The following is a 22,348-nucleotide window of genomic DNA, read 5'->3' on the forward strand; positions in this document are numbered from 1 at the left end:
CAGGTTTCCCCCGGCGGTGATTTGACAGAGATAAGAAGTTCCTTCATAATCTCGTTTCTCTGCTTGACGCAGACTTGTTCTTTAACAACTAAACAGCCGATAAGTGTGGGCGCTTGAATGACAGGCACCGGCCAGGCGCGCTGAGGATTCTCACGAATCGTCAGCTGCCGCTGGAATTGCACAAATGTTATACCAAGTGCTCACATAGATAGAAATGAAGAAGTAAGGTTTTTGACCATACTTTGTCATTTCTTTTGAGTGATGCATAGCGAGCGTAGCTTCCGGCCTTTATAGGTCAAGGAACTACGATTACAGGAATTGAACTGAAGAGTTTGATCCTGGCTCAGATTGAACGCTAGCGGGATGCTTTACACATGCAAGTCGGACGGCAGCACGAAGAGCTTGCTCTTTGGTGGCGAGTGGCGAACGGGTGAGTAATGTATCGGAACGTGCCCAGTAGCGGGGGATAACTACGCGAAAGCGTGGCTAATACCGCATACGCCCTACGGGGGAAAGGGGGGGATCGCAAGACCTCTCACTATTGGAGCGGCCGATATCGGATTAGCTGGTTGGTGGGGTAAAGGCCTACCAAGGCGACGATCCGTAGCTGGTTTGAGAGGACGACCAGCCACACTGGGACTGAGACACGGCCCAGACTCCTACGGGAGGCAGCAGTGGGGAATTTTGGACAATGGGGGCAACCCTGATCCAGCCATCCCGCGTGTGCGATGAAGGCCTTCGGGTTGTAAAGCACTTTTGGCAGGGAAGAAACAGCCTGGGATAATACCTTGGGCGAATGACGGTACCTGCAGAATAAGCACCGGCTAACTACGTGCCAGCAGCCGCGGTAATACGTAGGGTGCAAGCGTTAATCGGAATTACTGGGCGTAAAGCGTGCGCAGGCGGTTCGGAAAGAAAGGTGTGAAATCCCAGGGCTTAACCTTGGAACTGCACTTTTAACTCCCGAGCTAGAGTACGTCAGAGGGGGGTAGAATTCCACGTGTAGCAGTGAAATGCGTAGAGATGTGGAGGAATACCGATGGCGAAGGCAGCCCCCTGGGATGATACTGACGCTCATGCACGAAAGCGTGGGGAGCAAACAGGATTAGATACCCTGGTAGTCCACGCCCTAAACGATGTCAACTAGCTGTTGGGGTTTATTAACTTCAGTAGCGCAGCTAACGCGTGAAGTTGACCGCCTGGGGAGTACGGTCGCAAGATTAAAACTCAAAGGAATTGACGGGGACCCGCACAAGCGGTGGATGATGTGGATTAATTCGATGCAACGCGAAAAACCTTACCTACCCTTGACATGTCTGGAATGCCGAAGAGATTTGGCAGTGCTCGCAAGAGAACCGGAACACAGGTGCTGCATGGCTGTCGTCAGCTCGTGTCGTGAGATGTTGGGTTAAGTCCCGCAACGAGCGCAACCCTTGTCATTAGTTGCTACATTTGGTTGGGCACTCTAATGAGACTGCCGGTGACAAACCGGAGGAAGGTGGGGATGACGTCAAGTCCTCATGGCCCTTATGGGTAGGGCTTCACACGTCATACAATGGTCGGGACAGAGGGTTGCCAAGCCGCGAGGCGGAGCCAATCTCAGAAACCCGATCGTAGTCCGGATCGCAGTCTGCAACTCGACTGCGTGAAGTCGGAATCGCTAGTAATCGCGGATCAGCATGTCGCGGTGAATACGTTCCCGGGTCTTGTACACACCGCCCGTCACACCATGGGAGTGGGTTTCACCAGAAGTAGGTAGCCTAACCGCAAGGAGGGCGCTTACCACGGTGGGATTCATGACTGGGGTGAAGTCGTAACAAGGTAGCCGTATCGGAAGGTGCGGCTGGATCACCTCCTTTAAGAGCATGCCAGTGTGCATGTTGTTTGAAGCGTCCACGCTTATCGGCTGTTTGAGTAGTGACATGGTCTGAAGGTCCAGGCCTGCGGTAAGCAGACTTCGGGGGTCAGTAGCTCAGTCGGTTAGAGCACCGTCTTGATAAGGCGGGGGTCGATGGTTCGAATCCATCTTGACCCACCACGGTTTTTTCGGCGTCAGGCGTGAGTCTGGGGTGCGGGAGAGCATGGGGGATTAGCTCAGCTGGGAGAGCACCTGCTTTGCAAGCAGGGGGTCGTCGGTTCGATCCCGTCATCCTCCACCAGGATCACAGTCCATTGGACGCTTCAGTCAACAGGATCTTGACACGCCAGGCCCCTTGCGGGTCGATGGGTTAGGGTTTTGTTGACTGAATGGCGCCTCGTTTACCGAGGTGCTTGCGTCAGTGCGCAGTACCATGTTCTTTAACAATCTGGAAGAAGCACAACAATGTAAATGTTCTGAATCGACTTTAGGGTCGATCATGGAAAATTTACGGGTTGTGATTGCAAAATCAATTGTTCAAAAGTTCTTAAGATTCAGTCAGGTAAGGTTCGCAAGGATCGATAACTGATGAGCCTTTAATGGAATTGAACGGCACAAACACGCGAAACTCATATTTCTATAACCTGCAAAGTTATAGGATCAAGCGAATAAGTGCATATGGTGGATGCCTTGGCGATCACAGGCGATGAAGGACGTTGTAGCCTGCGAAAAGCTGCGGGGAGCTGGCAAACAAGCTTTGATCCGCAGATGTCCGAATGGGGAAACCCACGCTAGCGATAGCGTATCAACAACTGAATACATAGGTTGTTGAGGCGAACCGGGTGAACTGAAACATCTCAGTAGCTCGAGGAAAAGAAATCAACCGAGATTCCGGCAGTAGCGGCGAGCGAAACCGGAAGAGCCTTGACGAGTTAGCACTTCAAATAGTCGAATGGTCTGGAAAGGCCAGCCACAGCATGGTGATAGCCCTGTAGACGAAATTTGGAGTGTGGGACTAGGCGTCAGACAAGTAGGGCGGGACACGTGAAATCCTGTCTGAAGATGGGGGGACCATCCTCCAAGGCTAAATACTCGTGATCGACCGATAGTGAACCAGTACCGTGAGGGAAAGGCGAAAAGAACCCCGGAAGGGGAGTGAAATAGATCCTGAAACCGTATGCATACAAACAGTAGGAGCCTCCTTGTGGGGTGACTGCGTACCTTTTGTATAATGGGTCAGCGACTTACATTCAGTGGCAAGCTTAACCGAATAGGGAAGGCGCAGCGAAAGCGAGTCCGAATAGGGCGAATTAGTCGCTGGGTGTAGACCCGAAACCAGGCGATCTATCCATGGTCAGGTTGAAGGCACGGTAACACGTGCTGGAGGACCGAACCCACTAACGTTGAAAAGTTAGGGGATGAACTGTGGATAGGGGTGAAAGGCTAAACAAGCCTGGAGATAGCTGGTTCTCTCCGAAAACTATTTAGGTAGTGCCTCACATGATTACTGCCGGGGGTAGAGCACTGTTATAGCTAGGGGGTCATGGCGACTTACCAACCTATGGCAAACTCCGAATACCGGCAAGTACAGTGTGGGAGACAGAGCACCGGGTGCTAACGTCCGGACTCAAGAGGGAAACAACCCAGACCGCCAGCTAAGGTCCCTAAAACGGGCTAAGTGGGAAACGAAGTGGGAAGGCATAGACAGTCAGGAGGTTGGCTTAGAAGCAGCCACCCTTTAAAGAAAGCGTAATAGCTCACTGATCGAGTCGTCCTGCGCGGAAGATGTAACGGGGCTCAAGCCAGTTACCGAAGCTGCGGGTGTGCAATTTATTGCACGCGGTAGGAGAGCGTTCTGTAAGCCTGCGAAGGTGGCTTGTAAAGGCTGCTGGAGGTATCAGAAGTGCGAATGCTGACATGAGTAGCGATAAAGGGGGTGAAAAGCCCCCTCGCCGTAAGTCCAAGGTTTCCTGCGCAACGTTCATCGGCGCAGGGTGAGTCGGCCCCTAAGGCGAGGCAGAGATGCGTAGCTGATGGGAAGCTGGTTAATATTCCAGCACCGTCGTGAGATGCGATGGGGGGACGGATAGCGAAAGATCATCGGGGTGTTGGATGTCCCCGTTGCTGCATCGTAGAAGGCGCTTTGGTAAATCCGGGCGCATGATTCAAGGGTGTGGCTGAACAGGAACTTCGGTTCCTGGACTGATTGGAAGTTGTCCCAGGAAAAGCCTCTAAGCTTCAGTCTCACGAGACCGTACCGCAAACCGACACAGGTGGACGGGATGAATATTCCAAGGCGCTTGAGAGAACTCAGGAGAAGGAACTCGGCAAATTGATACCGTAACTTCGGGAGAAGGTATGCCCTGGTAGTGTGATAGGCTCGCGCCTAGAGCATGAAGGGGCCGCAGAGAATCGGTGGCTGCGACTGTTTATTAAAAACACAGCACTCTGCCAAGACGAAAGTCGACGTATAGGGTGTGACGCCTGCCCGGTGCCGGAAGGTTAAGTGATGGGGTGCAAGCTCTTGATCGAAGCCCCGGTAAACGGCGGCCGTAACTATAACGGTCCTAAGGTAGCGAAATTCCTTGTCGGGTAAGTTCCGACCTGCACGAATGGCGTAACGATGGCCACACTGTCTCCTCCTGAGACTCAGCGAAGTTGAAATGTTTGTGATGATGCAATCTACCCGCGGCTAGACGGAAAGACCCCATGAACCTTTACTGTAGCTTTGCATTGGATTGTGAACCGGCCTGTGTAGGATAGGTGGGAGGCGTTGAACTCGTGTCGCTAGATGCGAGGGAGCCAACCTTGAAATACCACCCTGGTCTGTTTGCGGTTCTAACCTTGGCCCGTGATCCGGGTTGGGGACAGTGCATGGTGGGCAGTTTGACTGGGGCGGTCTCCTCCTAAAGTGTAACGGAGGAGTACGAAGGTACGCTAGGTACGGTCGGAAATCGTGCTGATAGTGCAATGGCATAAGCGTGCTTGACTGTGAGACTGACAAGTCGAACAGGTGCGAAAGCAGGTCATAGTGATCCGGTGGTTCTGTATGGAAGGGCCATCGCTCAACGGATAAAAGGTACTCTGGGGATAACAGGCTGATACCGCCCAAGAGTTCATATCGACGGCGGTGTTTGGCACCTCGATGTCGGCTCATCTCATCCTGGGGCTGTAGCCGGTCCCAAGGGTATGGCTGTTCGCCATTTAAAGAGGTACGTGAGCTGGGTTTAAAACGTCGTGAGACAGTTTGGTCCCTATCTGCCGTGGGCGTTGGATACTTGACGGAGCCTGCTCCTAGTACGAGAGGACCGGAGTGGACGTACCGCTGGTGTATCGGTTGTCATGCCAATGGCATTGCCGAGTAGCTATGTACGGAAGAGATAAGCGCTGAAGGCATCTAAGCGCGAAACTCGTCTGAAGATTAGGTATCCCGGGGGCTAGACCCCCCTAAAGGGTCGTTGTAGACCACAACGTTGATAGGCTGGGTGTGGAAGCGCAGTAATGCGTGCAGCTAACCAGTACTAATTGCCCGTGCGGCTTGATCCTATAACCTTGCAGGTTAGTCGTTGACTGACCCATGGAAATAGCGATTCGTGTGTAAGCCCAAAGAATTGAAACGCAAATCGTACAAAACAACCCCAAGCGTGCAAGCTTTAAAGCCCCAGACGGCAGGCGTGAAAACCTGCTAGAATGCGCACCTGTCAAAAGACAGCGGCGCAAGGCGCAAAGACTTGCCCGCCTGTGCTTCTTCCAAATTGGTGATCTAGAGACAGCCCTCGGGATGTCGCTCGATCACAACCAGTTATGCTTGACGACCATAGCAAGGTGGCCCCACTCCTTCCCATCCCGAACAGGACAGTGAAACGCCTTCGCGCCGATGATAGTGGGTGGACACCTGTGAAAGTAGGTCATCGTCAGGCTCTTATTGCTCAAAGCCCCCGCAGTGATCTGCGGGGGCTTTGTCTTTTGCGAAATCGAAGAACACCCCGTGCGGCAGCGGCCGGGACGGTCTCAGTGTCGCGGAGATCGGGCGCGCATCAGCAATTGCACCGTTTCGTGCGCCGGCAGACCCATGACGCCGCTGTGGCTGCCGGACAGATGGGTGATGAAGGCGGCGGCGCGTCCCTGAATCGCATAGCTGCCGGCCTTGCCGAAAGGCTCGCCGCTGGCGCAGTACCGCGCGATATCGTCGGTGGACAGCGGCTGGAACCAGACCTCGCTAACGCTGGTTCCTTCGATCAGGCGGCCCTGGAAGGCGACAGCGACGGCCGTATGGACATCATGGAGACGACCGGAAAGGCGGCCCAGCGTGGCGGCGGCATCGGCTGCGTCGGTCGGCTTGCCGAGCACGCTGCCATCCAGGATGACCGTCGTATCGGCACACAGGATCGGGGCCGAGGCCCAGTCTTCTGGCCAGTCTTCCGGGATCTTTTCGGGGCGGCCGCCTGCTGCCAGCCATGCCACGGACCGTTGTGCTTTTTCGCGGGCCGTCCGGCGCACATATTCTACGGCCGGCTCGCCTGGCCATTGCGGCTCGTCTTCCCCCTCGGGGGCGGGAACGTCGAGGATACCGTGCCTGATGCCCAACTGATCCAGGATCTCGTGACGGCGCGGACTGGCGGAAGCCAGCAAGATGAAGCCAATGGGGTCCGCAGGTTCGGTGGTTGACACGGAAATCTGGGCTGGTAAGGGTATCGACATCATCGGTGCTCGGTCAATTTTGTGTCTGTCGTGCGAACGCATCTTCAGCCGATCAATCGACCCTCAGGATTTTCAGGCCGTTGGTTCCGCCGCTGTTGCTGTATCTGTCGCCCTTGGTCAGGATGATCCAGTCACCCGGTTGCAGCAGACCTTGTTGGCGCAGGATGTCGATGGCCGCATTGCTGACTTCCGCAGGCGGCAGGCCTGCGGCGTCGAACGACACGGTGTAGACACCGCGGAACAGGGCTGCGCGCCGTTGGGTGGCGACGTGCGGGGTGTAGCAGTAGATTGGGACCCCAGAGCGGATCCGGGACATGATGAGCGGCGTATGGCCGCTTTCGGTCAGACTGATGATGGCCTTGATCCCGGGGAAATGATTGGCCGCATACATGCTGGCCAGGGCGATGGTCTCATCGCAGCGGGTAAATGTCTCGCCCAGGCGGTGGTGGGACTTCAGGCTGGTCGGTTCCTGTTCGGCTCCGAGACAGATGCGTGCCATGGCCTGCACGGCTTCCACCGGATATTGACCGGATGCCGATTCGGCCGACAGCATCACGGCGTCGGTGTAATCCAGGACGGCATTGGCCACGTCGGAGACCTCGGCGCGGGTCGGGATGGGGCTGGAAATCATGGATTCCATCATTTGCGTGGCTGTGATGACGAGTTTGTTCAGCGTGCGGGCATGCTGGATGATCCGCTTCTGGATGCCGGCAAGACGGGCATCGCCGATCTCCACGCCCAGATCGCCGCGGGCGACCATCACGCCATCGCTGACGCGGATCAGATCGTCCAGTGCCGCGTCGTTGGCGACGGCTTCAGCGCGCTCGATCTTGGCGATGATCCAGGCAGGGCTGCCGGCTGCGCGTACCAGCTGGCGCGCCTGCTCGATGTCGGCGCCGGATCGTGGAAAGGACACGGCGACGTAGTCCAGTTCCAGTTCAGCCGCCAGACGGATATCCTGGTGATCTTTTTCTGTCAGGCTGGGGGCCGAGATTCCGCCCCCGCGCCGGTTGATGCCCTTGTTGTTGGACAGAGGACCGCCGACCATGACCACCGTATGCACTGCGATCTCGTCGACGGATTCGACGCGCAGAATGACGCGGCCGTCGTCCAGCAGCAGTTCGTCGCCGGGGGCGCAGTCCCGCACCAGCGGGGGGTATTCGATGCCAACGATTGTCGCCGTGCCGGCGTCGATCGGATGACAGATGGACAGTGTGAAGGGATCGCCCGCGCGCAGGGTCACGTTTCCGTCGACGAAGCGCGCGATGCGGATCTTGGGGCCCTGCAGGTCGCCCATGATGGCGACATGGCGGTCGTGACGGGCCGATAGTTCGCGGACCAGGCGCACCCGTTCCCGGTGATCAGCCGCCGATCCATGCGAAAAATTCAGGCGGGCGACGTCCAGCCCGGCAAGGATCATGGCCTCGATCTGTTCCTGGCTGGATGTGGCGGGCCCCAGTGTGGCGACGATCTTGGTGCGGCGGCGGGCTGTCATGCGCAAGCTCCGGTGAGGTATGGCCCAAGGGTGTGTCTTGGGCCCGCCGGTCGGCAAGGGCGGCGATTATTCAGGCTCGATGATACGGGTGGCCGGACAGAATACTCCAGGCGCGGTACAACTGCTCGGCCAGCAGGATGCGCACCATGGGGTGAGGCAAGGTCAGTGACGAAAGGCGCAAGGTCTGGCGCGCGGTCTGCTTCAGTGCCGGGTCCAGGCCGTCGGGCCCGCCGATGATGAAGGCGATGTCCTGGCCGCTGGCCTTCCAGCTTTCAAAATGCCCGGCAAGATCCTGGGTGCTGAGATCCTTGCCGTGTTCGTCCAGGATGACGCGCCAGACAGGTTCATGCAGGGCGGCTTCGATCCGTTCGGCTTCGGCCTGCATCAGCTGACCGGCGGTTTTGCCGTGGGTGCGTGGCTCCGGCTTGATTTCATGCAGTTCGATGGCGCATTCCCGGGGCATGCGCTTGGCGTAGTCTTGCCAGGCATCTTGCACCCAGGCGGGCATCCGGGTACCCACCGCGTAGACGCGCAGCTTCATGCGTCGTCGAAACCCGGGTCGGGTTCGAATGGCTGCGCGGGACCGGTGGGCGACAATTTGACGTGGACGGGCTTCGCCCCCCAGATGTCCTCGAGGTTGTAATAGCTGCGGACAGACGGCTGCATGCAATGCACGACGATGTCGCCCAGGTCGACCAGGACCCATTCTCCCGTGTCCTCACCTTCGAAGGCGATGATCTCCAGGCCGTGTTGTTTGGCCTGGTCGGCGACGTGGCTGGCGATGGCGCGGGTCTGGCGGTTCGACGTGCCGCTGGCGATGATGATGCGGTCGAACAGGCTGGTCAGGCCCGTTGTGTTGAAGACCTTGATGTCCTGGGCCTTGATGTCTTCCAGTGCATCGATGATGAGGCGTTGCTGTTTTTGCAGGTTCATGAGGCATGTGCGGCGTCGGGAGGGACAGCCGGGTATTGATAGAGTCGGTGTGCGTGGATGTAGTCCAGCACGCGGGGGTCCAGCTGGGCCTCGACCGCTTGCCCTTTGGCGAGGGCCTGGCGGATGGCGGAGGCGGAGACGTCCTGCGGTGGAAAGGGAATCCGTACGAGGCCTCCTGGCGGCAGAGCCTGGATGAGCTCGTCGGGAGGCTGCGCTGTTGCCCCCGGACGCTGTGCCACTGCCAGGCGAACATAATGCAGAATATCGCGCCAGCGATGCCACGTACAGAAATTGGCCAGTTGGTCGGCACCCAGGATCCAGGTGTACTGCGCGGTGTCCGGCAGCGCCGCCAGCGTGTCGATGGTGTAGGTGGCGCCCGGGCGATAGAGCTCGACCGGATTGATCCGCAATATCGGATCGTCTTGGCAGGCCAGCTGCAACATGCGCAGGCGATGCTCGGGCGAGGCGCCCAGGTCGTCGCGTTGCCAGGGGCGGCCCGCAGGCAGCAGATCGACCCTTTCCAGTTTCAGTGCCTGGCAGGCAGCCCGGGCCAGTACGATGTGGGCTCGGTGGACCGGGTCGAAGCTGCCGCCCAGCAGGCCGACCTGCGGCATCACAGCCATGCGCGAGGTTTCAGATAGTCGCCCAGCGCCGCTTCGGCGGAACCCGGCTCGGGCGTCCAGTCATAGCGCCATTGCGCGACAGGGGGCATGGATAGCAGGATCGATTCCGTGCGGCCACCGGACTGCAGACCGAACAGGGTTCCGCGGTCGTACACGAGGTTGAATTCGACATACCGGCCTCGACGGTACGCCTGGAACGCGCGCTCACGTTCACCGTAAGCGGTCGTGTTGCGCGCCTGGACGATCGGGACATAGGCGGGCAGAAAGCAGTTGCCCACTGCCTGGGTCAATGTGAAGCAGGTGTCGAAATCCGGCGTGTTCAGATCGTCGAAGAACAGGCCGCCAACACCGCGGGTCTCGTGGCGGTGACGCAGCAGGAAGTACTCGTCGCACCAGGCCTTGTAGCGGGGGTATTTGTCGGTCCCGAAGGGGGCCATCGCATCATGGCAGACCTGATGGAAATGCCGCACGTCGGCTTCCACCGGGTAGTACGGGGTCAGATCCAGGCCGCCACCGAACCAGAACACGTCCTGGTCGCCGCCGTTTCCGTGGGCGACGAAGAGCCGTACGTTCATGTGCGTGGTCGGGACGTGGGGGTTGCGTGGATGCAGCACCATGGAGACTCCCATGGCTTCCCAGCCGCGTCCGGCGAGTTCCGGGCGATGTGCGCTGGCCGAGGGCGGCAGCGCGTGGCCCTGGACATGGCTGAACAGCACCCCCGCCCGTTCGAAGACGGTGCCGTTCTCGCAATACCGGGTCAGACCGCCGCCGCCTTCGGGGCGGGTCCAGGGATCACGGCCGAACGAGGCCCCTTCCAGGGCCTCGAGACTGCTGACGATGCGCTCCTGGAGCGCGGAGAATGTGGCGTGAACGTGGTCGACTGGGACGTGCATGAGGCTCCCGTGATGACAGGTTAGTCGTGCCGCTTGCCGGCGGCGACGGCACGCCAGCCGATGTCTCGTCGGAACTGGCGGCCTTCGAAGAAGGTCTGGTTCACCGCGTCGTAGGCGGCCTGCTGGGCGCGGCGGATGGAGTCGGCCAGCGCGGTGACGCACAGCACCCGTCCGCCGTTGGTGCGCAGCTGACCGTCGTCGCGGGTGGTGCCCGCGTGAAAGGTGATGCAGGTGTCGGTATCAGCGGCCAGCGCCGTGATGAGGTCGCCTTTGCGCGGTGCGTCTGGATAGCCGGCGGCCGCGAGGACGACCCCGACCGCCGTGCGCCGGTCCCAGTCGATCTCGGTCTGGTCCAGCGTGCCGTCCAGTGCGTGTTCCAGCGTTTCGGTGAAGTCGTTCTTGACGCGCAGCATGATGGGCTGGGTTTCCGGGTCGCCCATGCGGCAGTTGAATTCCAGGACCTTCAGCCCGCGGGTGGCGTCCGGACCTGGCCCGATCATCAGGCCCGCGTACAGGAAGCCGGTATACGGGATTCCGTCGTGCGCCATGCCCTGAATGGCTGGCTGGATGACCTCGCGCATGATGCGATTGTGCAGGGCTGGGGTGACGATGGGGGCTGGCGAGTAGGCGCCCATGCCGCCGGTGTTGGGCCCCGCGTCGCCGTCGAGCAGGCGCTTGTGGTCCTGGCTGGTGGCCAGCGGCAGCACGTGATGGCCGTCGCACATGACGATGAAACTGGCTTCCTCGCCGTCGAGGAACTCTTCGACCACGACGCGAGCGCCGGCCGCGCCGAAGGCGCCGTCCGTACCCAGCATGTCGTCGATGGCCTGCAGAGCCTCGTCCAGCGTCTGGGCCACGACCACGCCCTTGCCGGCAGCCAGGCCGTCGGCCTTGATGACGATCGGGGCGCCTTGTTCGCGGATGTAGGACTTCGCCTGCTGCGCATCGGTGAAGGTCTGGTAGGCGGCTGTAGGAATGCTGTGGCGCAGCATGAAGGCCTTCGCATAGTCCTTCGAGCTTTCCAGCTGGGCCGCCGCGCGGGTTGGTCCGAAAATGCGCAGGCCGGCCGCGCGGAAGGCATCGACGATGCCGGCCGCCAGCGGGGCTTCCGGCCCGACCACGGTGAAGGCGATCTTTTCCTGGCGCACGAAGGTGATCAGTGCCTCGATGTCGCTCAAGGGCAGGTTCTCGATCAGGGGCGCATCGGCTGTCCCGCCATTGCCGGGAGCGACGTAGATTTTTTGCACGCGAGGGGACTGGGCCAGGCGCCAGGCCAGGGCATGTTCGCGGCCGCCCGAGCCGATGACCAGCAGCTTCATTCGGTATCGTCCATGACGGCAGTGGTGTAGACCTCCTGGACGTCGTCCAGGCCTTCGAGGATATCGATGATCTTTTGCATGCGTTCGGCGTCGTCGCCCTGTAGCTGGACTTCCGACAGGGCCTTCATGATGACGCCATGGATCTCCGGGTTCAGGCCGGCCGTGTCGAAGGCCTGCTTCAGGGCGGCGTACTGGCCCGGTTCGCAGATGACCTCGATGACGCCTTCCTCGTCGGTCTGGACGTCCTCGGCGCCGTTCTCCAGCGCCACATCCATGACTTTTTCTTCGGAGATGCCCGGCGCGAAGATGAACTGGCCGCAATGCTTGAACATGAAGGCCACGCAGCCGTCCTGGCCCAAGTTGCCACCGTGCTTGGTCAGCGCGTGCCGGACTTCGGAGACAGTGCGCTGGCGGTTGTCGGTCATGCAATCGATCAGGACCGCGGCGCCGCCCACGCCATAGCCTTCGTAGCGGATTTCCTCGTAGTTGGCATCATCTGCGCCGCCCGCGCCGCGCTGGATCGCGCGCATGATGTTGTCTTTGGGCATGTTGGCCGCGGTGGCCTTGTCCCAGGCCAGGCGCAGGCGCGGATTGGCATCCGGATCGGCCCCGCCGGCGCGGGCAGCCACGGTGACTTCACGGATGATCTTTGTCCAGAGTTTGCCGCGTTTGGCGTCCTGACGCCCTTTGCGGTGCTGGATGTTTGCCCACTTACTGTGTCCGGCCATGATGTGTCAACTAAGAAGGGATAAAACGGGGAATCCGCAATTTTAACGCCTTGGCGCCGTTCAGTCCGGCCACAGCGGGAATTCATGCTAGTCTGGTCGGGTGCTTTGAAACAGGGCCCGGGCGGGCTGGAGGAAACGGCAGTGAAGAAAGCTCAGATCATACAGATCCGTCAGCATGGCGGGCCTGAAGTCATGCAACTGGCTCAGGTGGATGTGCCGGCGCCTGCTTCCCACGAGGTTCAGATTCGCCAGAAGGCCGTCGGTCTCAATTTCATCGACATCTATTGCCGCACGGGCCTCTATCCGCATCCGCTGCCGCATGGCCTGGGTTTCGAAGCATCCGGGATCATCGAGGCAGTGGGCGCCGAGGTCACGCACCTGCGCGTCGGCGATCGCGTCGCCTATGGCCAGGGGCCGATCGGCGCCTACACGGATCTGCGCAACATCCCTGCGGACCGCGTCGTGGCGATTCCGGACTCGGTCGGTTTCGAACAGGCCGCCGCTCTGATGCTCAAGGGGCTGACCGTCCAGTATCTGTTTCGTCAGGCCTACCGGGTCCAGGGCAACGAAACGATCCTGTTTCACGCGGCGGCGGGTGGCGTCGGCCTGATTGCCTGCCAATGGGCGCGGGCCCTGGGGGTGCGCCTGATCGGCACCGTGTCCTCGCCGGAAAAGGCCGCGCTCGCACGCCGCCATGGCGCCTGGGAAGTGATCGATTACACCCGCGAGGACGTCGTGGCCCGGGTGCTCGAACTGACCGGCGGCCAGAAGGTTCCAGTCGTCTACGACGGGGTTGGAAAGGACACCTGGGAAACGTCCCTGGATTGCCTGAGGGCGCGCGGGATGATGGTCAGCTTCGGCAATGCGTCCGGGCCGGTCGAGGGTGTGAATCTGGGGCAGCTGGCGGCCAAGGGGTCGCTGTATGTCACCCGGCCGATTCTGGCGACCTACGTGGCGACGGCCCAGGCCATGCAGGCCGCCGCCGCCGAGGTCTTCGAACTGGTGACGGCGGGCAAGCTCGACATCGTGGTCGGCCAGCGCTTCGCCCTGAAGGATGCCGCCCGCGCGCACGAGGCCCTGAAGTCGCGCCGGACGACCGGCGCAACTGTGCTGACGCTGGACTGACTCAGCTGTCCTGGTGGTAGCGTTGCAGGCGCTCGACTTCCTGCTTCGACCCCAGTATCACCCCGACGCGCTGGTGCAGGGCGTCGGGCTGGATGTCCAGGATCCGGGTGCCGCCGTCCACCGCGCAGCCCCCGGCCTGCTCGACCAGGAAGCTCATGGGATTGGCTTCGTACATCAGGCGCAGCTTGCCCTTCCTGCCCGAAGCCCGGGCGTCGCGCGGATACATGAAGACGCCGCCGCGCGTCAGGATGCGATGCACGTCGGCAACCATCGACGCGATCCAGCGCATGTTGTAGTTCTTGCCTAGTGGGCCGGTCTCGCCCTGCAGGCATTCGTCGATGTAGCGCCGCACGGGGGCTTCCCAGTGACGCATGTTGGACATGTTGATGGCGAACTCGGCAGTCTGTTCCGGCAGCTGGATGTTCTCGTGGGTCAGCAGCCAGGATCCCATTTCGCGGTCCAGCGTGAAGCCCATGACCCCGGCCCCGACTGTCAGCACCAGCATGGTCTGAGGGCCGTAGATGGCATAGCCGGCGGCGACCTGGCGGGTGCCGGGCTGCAGAAAGTCGGATTCGGCGATCTCACGGCCGGCGGCTTCGGCGGGTGCCTGCAGTACGGAGAAGATCGTGCCGATCGAAACATTCACATCGATGTTCGAGGAACCATCCAGCGGATCGAACAGCAGCAGGTTCTGGCCCTTCGGATAATGGTTGGGAATGCGGTGAATGGTCTGCATCTCCTCGGAGGCCATGGCAGCCAGATTACCGCCCCATTCGTTGGCTTCGAGCAGGATTTCGTTGGACAGGACGTCGAGCTTCTTCTGGATCTCGCCTTGCACGTTCTCTGTGCCCAGGCTGCCCAGCACGCCGCCCAGAGCGCCCTTGCTGACGGTGTGGCTGATGGCCTTGCAGGCGCGGGAGACTGTTTCGATGAGCAGGCGGACGTCGGGCGAGACAGCCTTGTGTTCACGCTGCTGTTCGACCAGATACTGGGTCAATGTCTTGAATTTCAAGGTGTTCCTCGTTGGGTGATCGAATGGATTCAGGCGTCGAGCGCCTTGGATACGATTTCATGCACGTTGCGCGACAGGCCGGGGGCCGAGCGCACCCGATGCAGCGCGGCTTTCATGCCTTCGCGCGACACGGGTTCGTAGCGCGCCCAGTTGTCAAAAGCGCGGGCCAGCCGGGCGGCGACTTCCGGATTGATCTCGTTCAGGGTCAGCACCTGCTCGGCCCAGAAGTCGTAGCCTTCGGGGGTGTGCAGATTGGCCATATTGTCCATGCAGAAGCGGAAGATCACGGCGCGGGCCCGGTTCGGCGTGCGCAGGGTGAAGTCGGGCAACGCCATCAGGGCGCGCACCCGGGCCACCGTGCAGGAGGGGGCGCTGGCCTGGATACCGAACCAGTTGTCGAGCACCAGGGGTTCCGCATGCCAGCGTGTGTGGAAGTCCTGGAGCAGATCGGCGCATTCCTGGGGCGCGTGTTGCAGCAGGGCCGTCAGCGCACCCAGGCTTTCTGTCATATTTTGCGCCTGGGCATATTGCACGCGGGCCTTCCGGACGGCATCCGGCGTCTGGCCTGCCAGCAGGTATTCCAGTGCCAGGTTGCGCAGGGATCGGCGCCCAGAGGAAACGGGATCGGGGGAATAGGGGCCCCCCTCGTCGGCCAGCGAGTCGTACAGCGCGTTCCATTGATCCGCCAGGCTCGCTCCCAGGGCCGCCTGCGTCCGCGTCCGGACGGTGGCGGCGGCTTGCGGATCCATGGGGGCACTGCGTTCGAGGAGTTCGCGCAAGGCAGGCAGGGCCAGAAGGCGCGTCCGGTAGGCGGGAGACAGGGCATCGTCGCGCAGAGCTTCGCGCCAGAGTTCCATCAGGGGCTCGATGGCGGGCTGCGGGGCCTGGTCGCGCAGCGACCGCATGCCGGCCAGCAGGTGCCGCAACGCGGTTTCCTGTGTGGCGTCCCACCGCGCGAAGGGATCCGGGTCGGACCGTGCCAGCAGTGCCAGATCGTCCGCGTCGCGCTCGGTCTCGATGATGACCGGAGCCGAAAACCCGCGCAGCAGGGAGATCACGGGAGCTTCGGGAACGTCGTCCAGCGTCCATGTCTGGCGGGCTTCCCGCAGTTCCAGCAACAGGGTGTCCCTTGACTGTCCCTGCCAGAGGATCGGCAGCGGGCGGCCTGACCGGTCCAGCAGGCCGATGGCAACGGGGATGTGCAGCGGCGGCTTGTCGGCGATCGGCGTCTGGCGGGCCTCCAGGCCAGCTGGGGGGCAGTGCTGGCTGAGCGTCAGCTGCAGGCAGCGGGCTTTGGCATCGTAGTGATGTTCCACCTTGACGCGCGGCGTGCCCGCCTGGGCGTACCAGCGGCGGAACACGGTGAAGTCCTGTTCCGGATGTTGCCGGACATAGATCGATTCCATGGCATTGACGAAATCGTCGCAGGTGACGGCCTGGCCGTCGTGGCGGCGAAAATACTCGTCCATGCCGGCCCGAAAGCCGGATTCGCCCAGCAGCGTGTGCTGCATGCGAATGACCTCGGCGCCCTTTTCGTAGACCGTGGCGGTATAGAAATTACCGATTTCCTGATAGCTGTCCGGGCGGATCGGGTGTGCCATCGGGCCGGCATCTTCCGGAAACTGCATCATGCGCAGCACGTGGACGTCGTCGATACGCTTGACGGCCCGGGCGCTGGCGGCTTCCGCGGCAGGCAGGCCGTCGGCCAGCATATCAGCGGAGAATTCCTGCTCGCGAAAGACGGTCAGGCCTTCCTTCAGCGAGAGCTGAAACCAGTCGCGGCAGGTAACGCGGTTGCCGGTCCAGTTGTGGAAGTACTCGTGCCCGATCACGTCCTCGATGCGGCGGTACGCGCCGTCGGTCGCGGTCGCCGGGTCCGCCAGCACGTAAGCGGCATTGAAGACGTTGAGGCCCTTGTTTTCCATGGCGCCCATGTTGAAGTCGCGGGCGGCCACCACCATGAAGCGGTCCAGGTCCAGTTCCAGCCCGAAGCGGCGTTCGTCCCAGTGCAGGGCGCGTGCCAGGCAGTCGAGTGCCCAATGGGTCTGTTCGCGGCAGCCCCGGTCGCTGTACACCTGCAGCAGGACCGAGCGGCCGCTGCGGGTGGTCTCGGTGCGTTCGATGCAGTCGAAGTCGCCCGCCACCAAGGCAAACAGATAGCAGGGTTTGGGATGGGGGTCGCGCCACAAGGTCTGGTGGCGGTCGTCGGGCAGTGTTGTTTGTTCGACCAGGTTGCCGTTGGACAGCAGGGTCGGATAGGCCTTGGGGTCCGCCCGCAGGACGACCTCGTAGCAGGCCATCATGTCCGGGCGGTCGGGAAACCAGGTGATGCGCCGGAAACCCTGGGCCTCGCATTGGGTGAAGAGCTTGTCGCCGGATACGTACAGACCCATCAACGTGGTGTTGCGCGCGGGATGGCAGAGGCTGGTGATGCTGACGGTGAAGGGCTTGCCGGATGCCGGAGGCGTCAGGCGCAGAGTTTCGTCATCGAGATAGTATTCGTTCGCACTCAGCGCGTGGCCGTCGATCTGGACGTCGATGAGTTCCAGGTCTTCGCCCTGCAGGACAATGGGCGCGCCTGGTGGAGTGTTCCTGTCGGGTTCGAAGCGCAGCACCGAGCGTACCCGGGTGGTTTGGGCATCCAGATCGAATTCCAGCCTGACCTGGGGTAGCCGATAGGGATAGGGGGTGTAATCCTGGCGATGGATCGTCTGGGCGATGTCGGTGCGCATGAGTCGTTCCGTAAGGCTTTCATCAAGCGTCCATTGTAGTCGGCTGACGGAACCCGGGAGATTCCTTTACTTCGGCGGCCTTCCGGTTTTGGAATACGGGGGGCGGGCTTTCGGAATATTTTGGCAGCGCCTATGATGAAGCTGTGAGTTTTTTCTGGATATTGTGAACGTGATGAAACGTCTGGGTGGTTTTGGGCGGATGGCGATGCAGTGGCTGGGCGTTGCATTCTTTGCATTGTCGCTGGGGGGGTGCGCCAGCGTGTTTTCCGCGCAGGTCACGCGCTACCAGCAATGGCCTGACCACACCGTGGGGGCCACCTACTGGATCGAACCAGAGGCAGCCCAGCGGAATAATCTGCAGTACCAGACATTTGCGGATACTGTGCGGGCCGCCTTGGGGCCGACGGGGCTGGTCGAGGCGCGGTCCTTGTCACAGGCGCGTTTCATTGTGCACATGGATTATGGCAGCTCGCAAGAACGCGAGTGGCGCGAACGCATGGTCGATCCGTATTTCTACCCGGGTTTTCCGGGGCCTGGTTTTCACCACCCCTGGGGATGGGGATATGGGCCGGTGACCGAGACTGTGCCGGTGGTGGTGACCCGGCTTCATCTGTCTGTGCGGATCGATGATCAGACGCAGCAAGGACGCGAGGTCTATCGGGCCAGCGCGGTCACGGCCGGCCCGGAAGATCAGCTTGGGGCAGCCATGCCGTATCTGGCTCGCGCGCTGTTCGACCGGTTTCCCGGTCGTAATGGTCAGGTCGTCCAGGTGCGCTATCCGCGTCAGTGAGGTGGATAGCGGCGGCTCGTGAAATCAGGATCCCAGGCCAACGGGGCTGGCCGGGGCGCCTGGTTTTTCAGGCGGCCTTTTCAATCAGAAAGGTGTCGCGCGACGTGCCGGCTGTTTCGGCTTCGGTGATCCAGCGCGGTGGCTTGCCGCGACCCGTCCATTCGGCGTGCGTGTCCGGGTGGCGGTATTTCGGTGGAATCACGCGCTTGGCTGCCGGAGCCGCCTTGCGGGGTGCGCCGGATGTGCGACTGGGGGCCTTGTGGTCGAATGCCGCCGCAATTTCTTCAGGGGTGATGCCATAATCACGCATCGATCGGACGATCGACGTCACAACCGGTTTGCGTTGTTTGGCCTGCAAGTTCTGCAGTTGCTTTTCGATTTTCGCCTTTTCTTTTTCCAGGCGGGTTTTCTGAGAGGCGTAGCTGGTGCGTGCCATTCATTGCTCCGTGCAGAGTTGTATTTATGGCCCGGATACTTTTATATCCGGGACGGACTCAGATTTTAAGCTGATTTTCCCCCGTTTGGGGTAATTGAATAGGTACGTGGTTGATCGAATATTGAATCGTGAATTCAAGATCGACAGAGGCGGATGAAAATGCGGGACAAGACACTTTCCGTGGCAGCGGTTCAAATGGTTTCCGGACTGTCGCTTCAGGATAATTTGAAACAGGCGGCGTACTGGATCGAACAGGCTGCCCGGGGTGGGGCCTGCCTGATCGCCCTGCCGGAATATTTCTGTTTCATGGGCCGGCACGACCAGGATAAGCTGGCCTTGGCCGAAATGCCGGGGCAGGGCCCTATCCAGGCATTCCTGTCAGAGCAGGCGCGGCACCATGCGGTCTGGCTGGTGGGGGGGACGCTGCCCCTGCGCAGCCCCGATGCGCATCGAATTTACAATACCTGCCTGGTTTTCGACCCGCAGGGAAGACCCTGCGCGCGCTACGACAAAATCCACCTGTTCAACTTCCAGCGCGGGACCGAATCCTATGACGAATCCCGGGCGATCCGTCCGGGTGACGATGCGCCCCAGGTTTTCGATCTGCCGTTCGGTCGGGTTGCACTGGGGATCTGCTATGACCTGCGGTTCCCGGAATTTTTTCGGGCGCAGGGAGACGTGCGCCTGATGGTGTTGCCGGCCGCTTTCACCTGGACCACGGGTTCAGTACACTGGGAAGTGTTGCTGCGCGCGCGCGCTATCGAAAATCAGTGCTATGTCCTGGCCAGTGCCCAGGGCGGCACTCACGAAAACGGCCGTCGCACCTGGGGGCATTCGATGCTGATCGATCCCTGGGGCGACGTGCTCAGTTGTCTGCCCGAAGGTCCGGGGCTGGCCGCCGGTACGCTCGACTCCGACCGCCTGGAGTCGGTGCGCGAGTCCTTGCCGGCCCTGCGGCACCGGGTCTTGTGATGTTTTTGGATATTGTCAGATGAAAATGATCGAACCGGGCCTGGAAGCCCTCAATACCGCCCGCTCGCTGCTGCTGGATCCCTGGGGGCTGGATGAATCCCATCTGGCCCGTGCCTTGTCCGAGATCCATACCCATCGGGTCGATTACGCCGATCTGTATTTCCAGTACAGCTGCTCCGAAGGCTGGAGCCTGGAAGAAGGCATCGTGAAGACCGGCAGCTTTTCCATCGATCAGGGGGTCGGTGTGCGGGCGATCAGCGGTGAAAAAACCGCCTTTGCCTATTCCGACAGCCTGTCGCCCGCGGCGCTGCTGTCGTCCGCCCAGGCGGTGCGCACGATCGCGCGCCAAGGATCGGGCCGGCGCCGGGTGGATGGTGGCAGCGACACGCCGCATCGTCTTTACGCGCCAGTCAATCCGGTCGATTCCCTGTCGGCCCCCGACAAGGTCGCCCTGCTCGAACGGGTCGAGGCTATGGCCCGGGCCGCCGATCCGGAGATCATCCAGGTCATGGCAGGCCTGGCCGCCGAATATGACGTGATTCTGGTGGCCGGCAGCGATGGCCGGCTGGTAGCCGATGTGCGGCCGCTGGTGCGGCTGTCCGTGACCGTGATCGCCGAACGCAAGGGGCGCCGGGAAATGGGGCATGGCGGCGGGGGCGGGCGCACGGGTCTGGCCTATTTCACGGATGATATCTTGCGGGGCTATGTCGACCGGGCGGTCCACGAAGCCCGGGTCAACCTGGAAGCCCGTCCTACGCCAGCCGGACAGATGACCGTGGTCCTGGGGTCTGGCTGGCCGGGGATCCTGCTGCACGAGGCCGTGGGGCATGGCCTGGAAGGCGATTTCAACCGTAAGGGGTCCAGCGTCTTTTCAGGGCGGATCGGCGAACAGGTGGCGTCGCGTGGCGTGACCGTGGTCGATGACGGTACCCTGCCGGATCGGCGCGGATCGCTGAACGTCGACGACGAAGGCCATCCCACGCAGCACAACGTCCTGATCGAGGACGGTATCCTGCGGGGCTATATGCAGGACTCCATGAATGCGCGGCTCATGAAGCAGGCACCCACGGGCAACGGGCGCCGTGAATCCTATGCGCATCTGCCCATGCCGCGCATGACCAATACCTACATGCTGGCGGGAAAGGCCGATCCCCAGGACATCATCGCGTCAGTGGATCGGGGGCTGTATGCCGTGAATTTCGGCGGCGGGCAGGTGGACATCACCAGCGGAAAGTTCGTGTTTTCCGCATCCGAGGCCTATGTGATCGAGAAAGGCAAGGTCACTTATCCAGTCAAGGGCGCGACGCTGATCGGCAGCGGCCCGGAGGCCATGCGCCGAATCGGCATGATCGGCCATGACCTGGCCCTGGATTCCGGCGTGGGCACGTGCGGCAAGGAAGGCCAGAGCGTGCCGGTCGGGGTCGGCATGCCGACCTTGCGTATCGATGGGCTGACCGTTGGGGGCACCGCCTAAAAACCAGGCCCCGGCGGATTTTCAGGTGCCGGGGCTCGCGGCGCCGTCCACCGCGCGCCCGAATACCTGCCGCAGGTAGGCCAGGAACGTCGCGTCGGTGCAGTGTTCCTTGCCCGGGCTATCGGCCAGTTTAGCGGTGGGCATGCCATTGCACTGGAACAGCTTCATGACGATGTTCAGCGGCTGCGGCCCCAGATCGTTCGTCAGGTTGGTGCCGATTCCGAACGCCAGCTGGACCCGGTCGGCAAAATGGCGGTAGATATCCAGCGCGCGAGGAATGTCCAGGCCGTCCGAAAAGACAAGGCGTTTGCTGGTCGGGTCGATGCGCAGGGTCTGATAATGGGCCAGGGCCTTTTCCCCCCAGGCGATCGGGTCGCCCGAATCGTGGCGCAGGCCGTCGAACAGCTTGGCGAAATACAGGTCGAAATCCGCCAGGAAGGCATCCGTACCGACCACGTCGGTGACGGCGATGCCCAGATCGCCGCGATATTCCTGTACCCAGTCCTCCAGCGCGGCCCGCTGGAAATCCCGCAGGCGGACTTTCCCGAACGCCTGGTATGACTGCAGATATTCATGGGCCATGGTCCCCACCGGCACCAATCCGTGGGATTTGGCCAGCGCGACATTGGACGTGCCGGTGATGTATTGTGGGACGGCCGTTCGCAACCGTTCCACGACTTCGGTCTGCCACACCTTGGAAAATCGGCGGCGCAGGCCAAAATCGGAAATCTGCAATGGAAAGCGCCGTGCCGGTTCGCGCGAAAAATCCCGCAGCAGTTCGATTTTCGCCTGCAGCCGGCGCCGGCCTTCTTCCAGTACGTCGTCCGCCTGATAGCGTCGAAAATAAATCTCGTTGACGATGGCCAGCACGAAGATTTCGAACCCCATGACATGCACCTGGGGACCTCGGGCGATGATGGTCAGGGAATCCCCCTGAGTGCCGATCTGAATGAAGCGGCGCTGAAAATGAAACAGCGACAGAAAATCGACGAAATCCGATTTGATGTAGCGCAGCCCGCCCAGATAATCCAGTTCGTCCTGGCGGAAGCGCAGGCTGCATAAATGATCGATCTGCCGTTCGATCTCTGGTGCCAGTTCCGCCAGTGAATGTTCGGGCCGGCTGCGGCAGATGAACTGATATTCTGCCTGGGCCGCCGGGTGACGGTGCAGCATGGCCTGCCACATCGTGAATTTATACAGATCGGTGTCCAGCAGGGATTCGATCACCGGTCGAAATTTATCGGAGCTCATGGGCAT

16 protein-coding genes, 2 tRNA genes and 3 rRNA genes are annotated in these 22,348 nt (G+C 61.1%); 9 read left to right on the forward strand and 12 right to left on the reverse strand.

What is annotated here, in order from left to right; genetic code table 11:
- Positions 1-320: 320 nt before the first annotated feature.
- The 5 genes from ABCV34_RS02495 (at position 321) to rrf (ending at position 5,778) form a co-directional block, all read left to right on the forward strand.
- Positions 321-1,859: ribosomal RNA gene (locus ABCV34_RS02495) — 16S ribosomal RNA — on the forward strand.
- 102 nt (positions 1,860-1,961) lie between these two features.
- Positions 1,962-2,038: transfer RNA gene (locus ABCV34_RS02500), tRNA-Ile, on the forward strand.
- A 45-nt stretch (positions 2,039-2,083) separates the two neighbouring features.
- Positions 2,084-2,159: transfer RNA gene (locus tag ABCV34_RS02505), tRNA-Ala, on the forward strand.
- A gap of 357 nt (positions 2,160-2,516) precedes the next feature.
- A 23S ribosomal RNA gene (locus tag ABCV34_RS02510) occupies positions 2,517-5,404 on the forward strand.
- Between the two features lie 261 nt (positions 5,405-5,665).
- Positions 5,666-5,778 (forward strand): 5S ribosomal RNA (gene rrf / locus ABCV34_RS02515).
- Together the 16S, 23S and 5S rRNA genes with 2 tRNA genes alongside form the textbook arrangement of a ribosomal RNA operon.
- Before the next feature lie 91 nt (positions 5,779-5,869).
- On the opposite strand, the gene ABCV34_RS02520 is transcribed toward rrf, so the two are convergent.
- From ABCV34_RS02520 to ABCV34_RS02555, 8 genes are all read right to left on the reverse strand, one after another.
- Positions 5,870-6,559, reverse strand: a complete 690-nt coding sequence (locus tag ABCV34_RS02520; protein ID WP_345798673.1) for a Maf family protein — start codon at positions 6,557-6,559, stop codon at positions 5,870-5,872.
- Between the two features lie 52 nt (positions 6,560-6,611).
- A complete protein-coding gene (gene pyk, locus ABCV34_RS02525; protein WP_345797690.1) occupies positions 6,612-8,054 on the reverse strand; it encodes a pyruvate kinase in 1,443 nt (480 codons plus the stop codon).
- Positions 8,055-8,124: 70 nt separating this feature from the next.
- Complete coding sequence (gene rlmH, locus ABCV34_RS02530; protein ID WP_345797691.1) at positions 8,125-8,595, reverse strand: 23S rRNA (pseudouridine(1915)-N(3))-methyltransferase RlmH; 471 nt, start codon at positions 8,593-8,595, stop codon at positions 8,125-8,127.
- The gene (rsfS, locus tag ABCV34_RS02535) at positions 8,592-8,987 is read right to left on the reverse strand and encodes a ribosome silencing factor (RefSeq protein WP_345797692.1); all 396 of its coding nucleotides are present in this window, start codon (positions 8,985-8,987) and stop codon (positions 8,592-8,594) included. Before rsfS ends, rlmH begins: the two co-directional genes overlap by 4 nt.
- Positions 8,984-9,601 carry a nicotinate (nicotinamide) nucleotide adenylyltransferase gene (gene nadD, locus ABCV34_RS02540; RefSeq protein ID WP_345798674.1) on the reverse strand — a complete coding sequence of 206 codons (618 nt, stop codon included), beginning with the start codon at positions 9,599-9,601 and terminating at the stop codon, positions 8,984-8,986. The genes rsfS and nadD overlap by 4 nt, the downstream gene beginning before the upstream one ends.
- Positions 9,601-10,503, reverse strand: a complete 903-nt coding sequence (hemF, locus tag ABCV34_RS02545) for an oxygen-dependent coproporphyrinogen oxidase (protein ID WP_345797693.1) — start codon at positions 10,501-10,503, stop codon at positions 9,601-9,603. Before hemF ends, nadD begins: the two co-directional genes overlap by 1 nt.
- Positions 10,504-10,523: 20 nt before the next feature.
- A complete protein-coding gene (purD, locus tag ABCV34_RS02550; protein WP_345797694.1) occupies positions 10,524-11,822 on the reverse strand; it encodes a phosphoribosylamine--glycine ligase in 1,299 nt (432 codons plus the stop codon).
- The gene (locus ABCV34_RS02555) at positions 11,819-12,550 is read right to left on the reverse strand and encodes a YebC/PmpR family DNA-binding transcriptional regulator (protein ID WP_345797695.1); all 732 of its coding nucleotides are present in this window, start codon (positions 12,548-12,550) and stop codon (positions 11,819-11,821) included. Before ABCV34_RS02555 ends, purD begins: the two co-directional genes overlap by 4 nt.
- 141 nt (positions 12,551-12,691) lie before the next feature.
- Between ABCV34_RS02555 and ABCV34_RS02560 the strand changes: the two genes are divergently transcribed.
- The gene (locus tag ABCV34_RS02560) at positions 12,692-13,675 is read left to right on the forward strand and encodes a quinone oxidoreductase (RefSeq protein ID WP_345797696.1); all 984 of its coding nucleotides are present in this window, start codon (positions 12,692-12,694) and stop codon (positions 13,673-13,675) included.
- 1 nt (position 13,676) lies between these two features.
- On the opposite strand, the gene ABCV34_RS02565 is transcribed toward ABCV34_RS02560, so the two are convergent.
- Together ABCV34_RS02565 and pepN are read right to left on the reverse strand one after the other, a co-directional pair.
- Positions 13,677-14,687, reverse strand: a complete 1,011-nt coding sequence (locus tag ABCV34_RS02565; RefSeq protein WP_345797697.1) for a class 1 fructose-bisphosphatase — start codon at positions 14,685-14,687, stop codon at positions 13,677-13,679.
- A gap of 29 nt (positions 14,688-14,716) precedes the next feature.
- Positions 14,717-17,419, reverse strand: a complete 2,703-nt coding sequence (gene pepN / locus ABCV34_RS02570) for an aminopeptidase N (RefSeq protein ID WP_345797698.1) — start codon at positions 17,417-17,419, stop codon at positions 14,717-14,719.
- 172 nt (positions 17,420-17,591) lie between these two features.
- Between pepN and ABCV34_RS02575 the strand changes: the two genes are divergently transcribed.
- Entirely contained in the window at positions 17,592-18,209 is a 618-nt protein-coding gene (locus ABCV34_RS02575; protein ID WP_345798675.1) for a DUF4136 domain-containing protein, read from the forward strand.
- A gap of 67 nt (positions 18,210-18,276) precedes the next feature.
- Here the strand turns inward: ABCV34_RS02575 and ABCV34_RS02580 are convergent, their stop codons facing one another.
- Positions 18,277-18,645 carry an H-NS histone family protein gene (locus ABCV34_RS02580; protein WP_345797699.1) on the reverse strand — a complete coding sequence of 123 codons (369 nt, stop codon included), beginning with the start codon at positions 18,643-18,645 and terminating at the stop codon, positions 18,277-18,279.
- Between the two features lie 159 nt (positions 18,646-18,804).
- Between ABCV34_RS02580 and ABCV34_RS02585 the strand changes: the two genes are divergently transcribed.
- Both ABCV34_RS02585 and tldD read left to right on the forward strand, forming a co-directional pair.
- Entirely contained in the window at positions 18,805-19,617 is an 813-nt protein-coding gene (locus tag ABCV34_RS02585) for a carbon-nitrogen hydrolase family protein (protein ID WP_345797700.1), read from the forward strand.
- A 19-nt stretch (positions 19,618-19,636) separates the two neighbouring features.
- Positions 19,637-21,091, forward strand: a complete 1,455-nt coding sequence (gene tldD, locus ABCV34_RS02590) for a metalloprotease TldD (RefSeq protein WP_345797701.1) — start codon at positions 19,637-19,639, stop codon at positions 21,089-21,091.
- Positions 21,092-21,112: 21 nt separating this feature from the next.
- Here tldD and pncB read toward each other — a convergent pair whose 3' ends face one another.
- Positions 21,113-22,342 (reverse strand): nicotinate phosphoribosyltransferase, encoded by a 1,230-nt coding sequence (gene pncB / locus ABCV34_RS02595; protein ID WP_345797702.1) that lies wholly within the window; start codon positions 22,340-22,342, stop codon positions 21,113-21,115.
- Between the last annotated feature and the right edge of the window lie 6 nt (positions 22,343-22,348).

It is taken from the genome of Castellaniella sp. MT123 (genome assembly GCF_039614765.1).
Classification (GTDB): Bacteria; Pseudomonadota; Gammaproteobacteria; order Burkholderiales; family Burkholderiaceae_B; genus Castellaniella.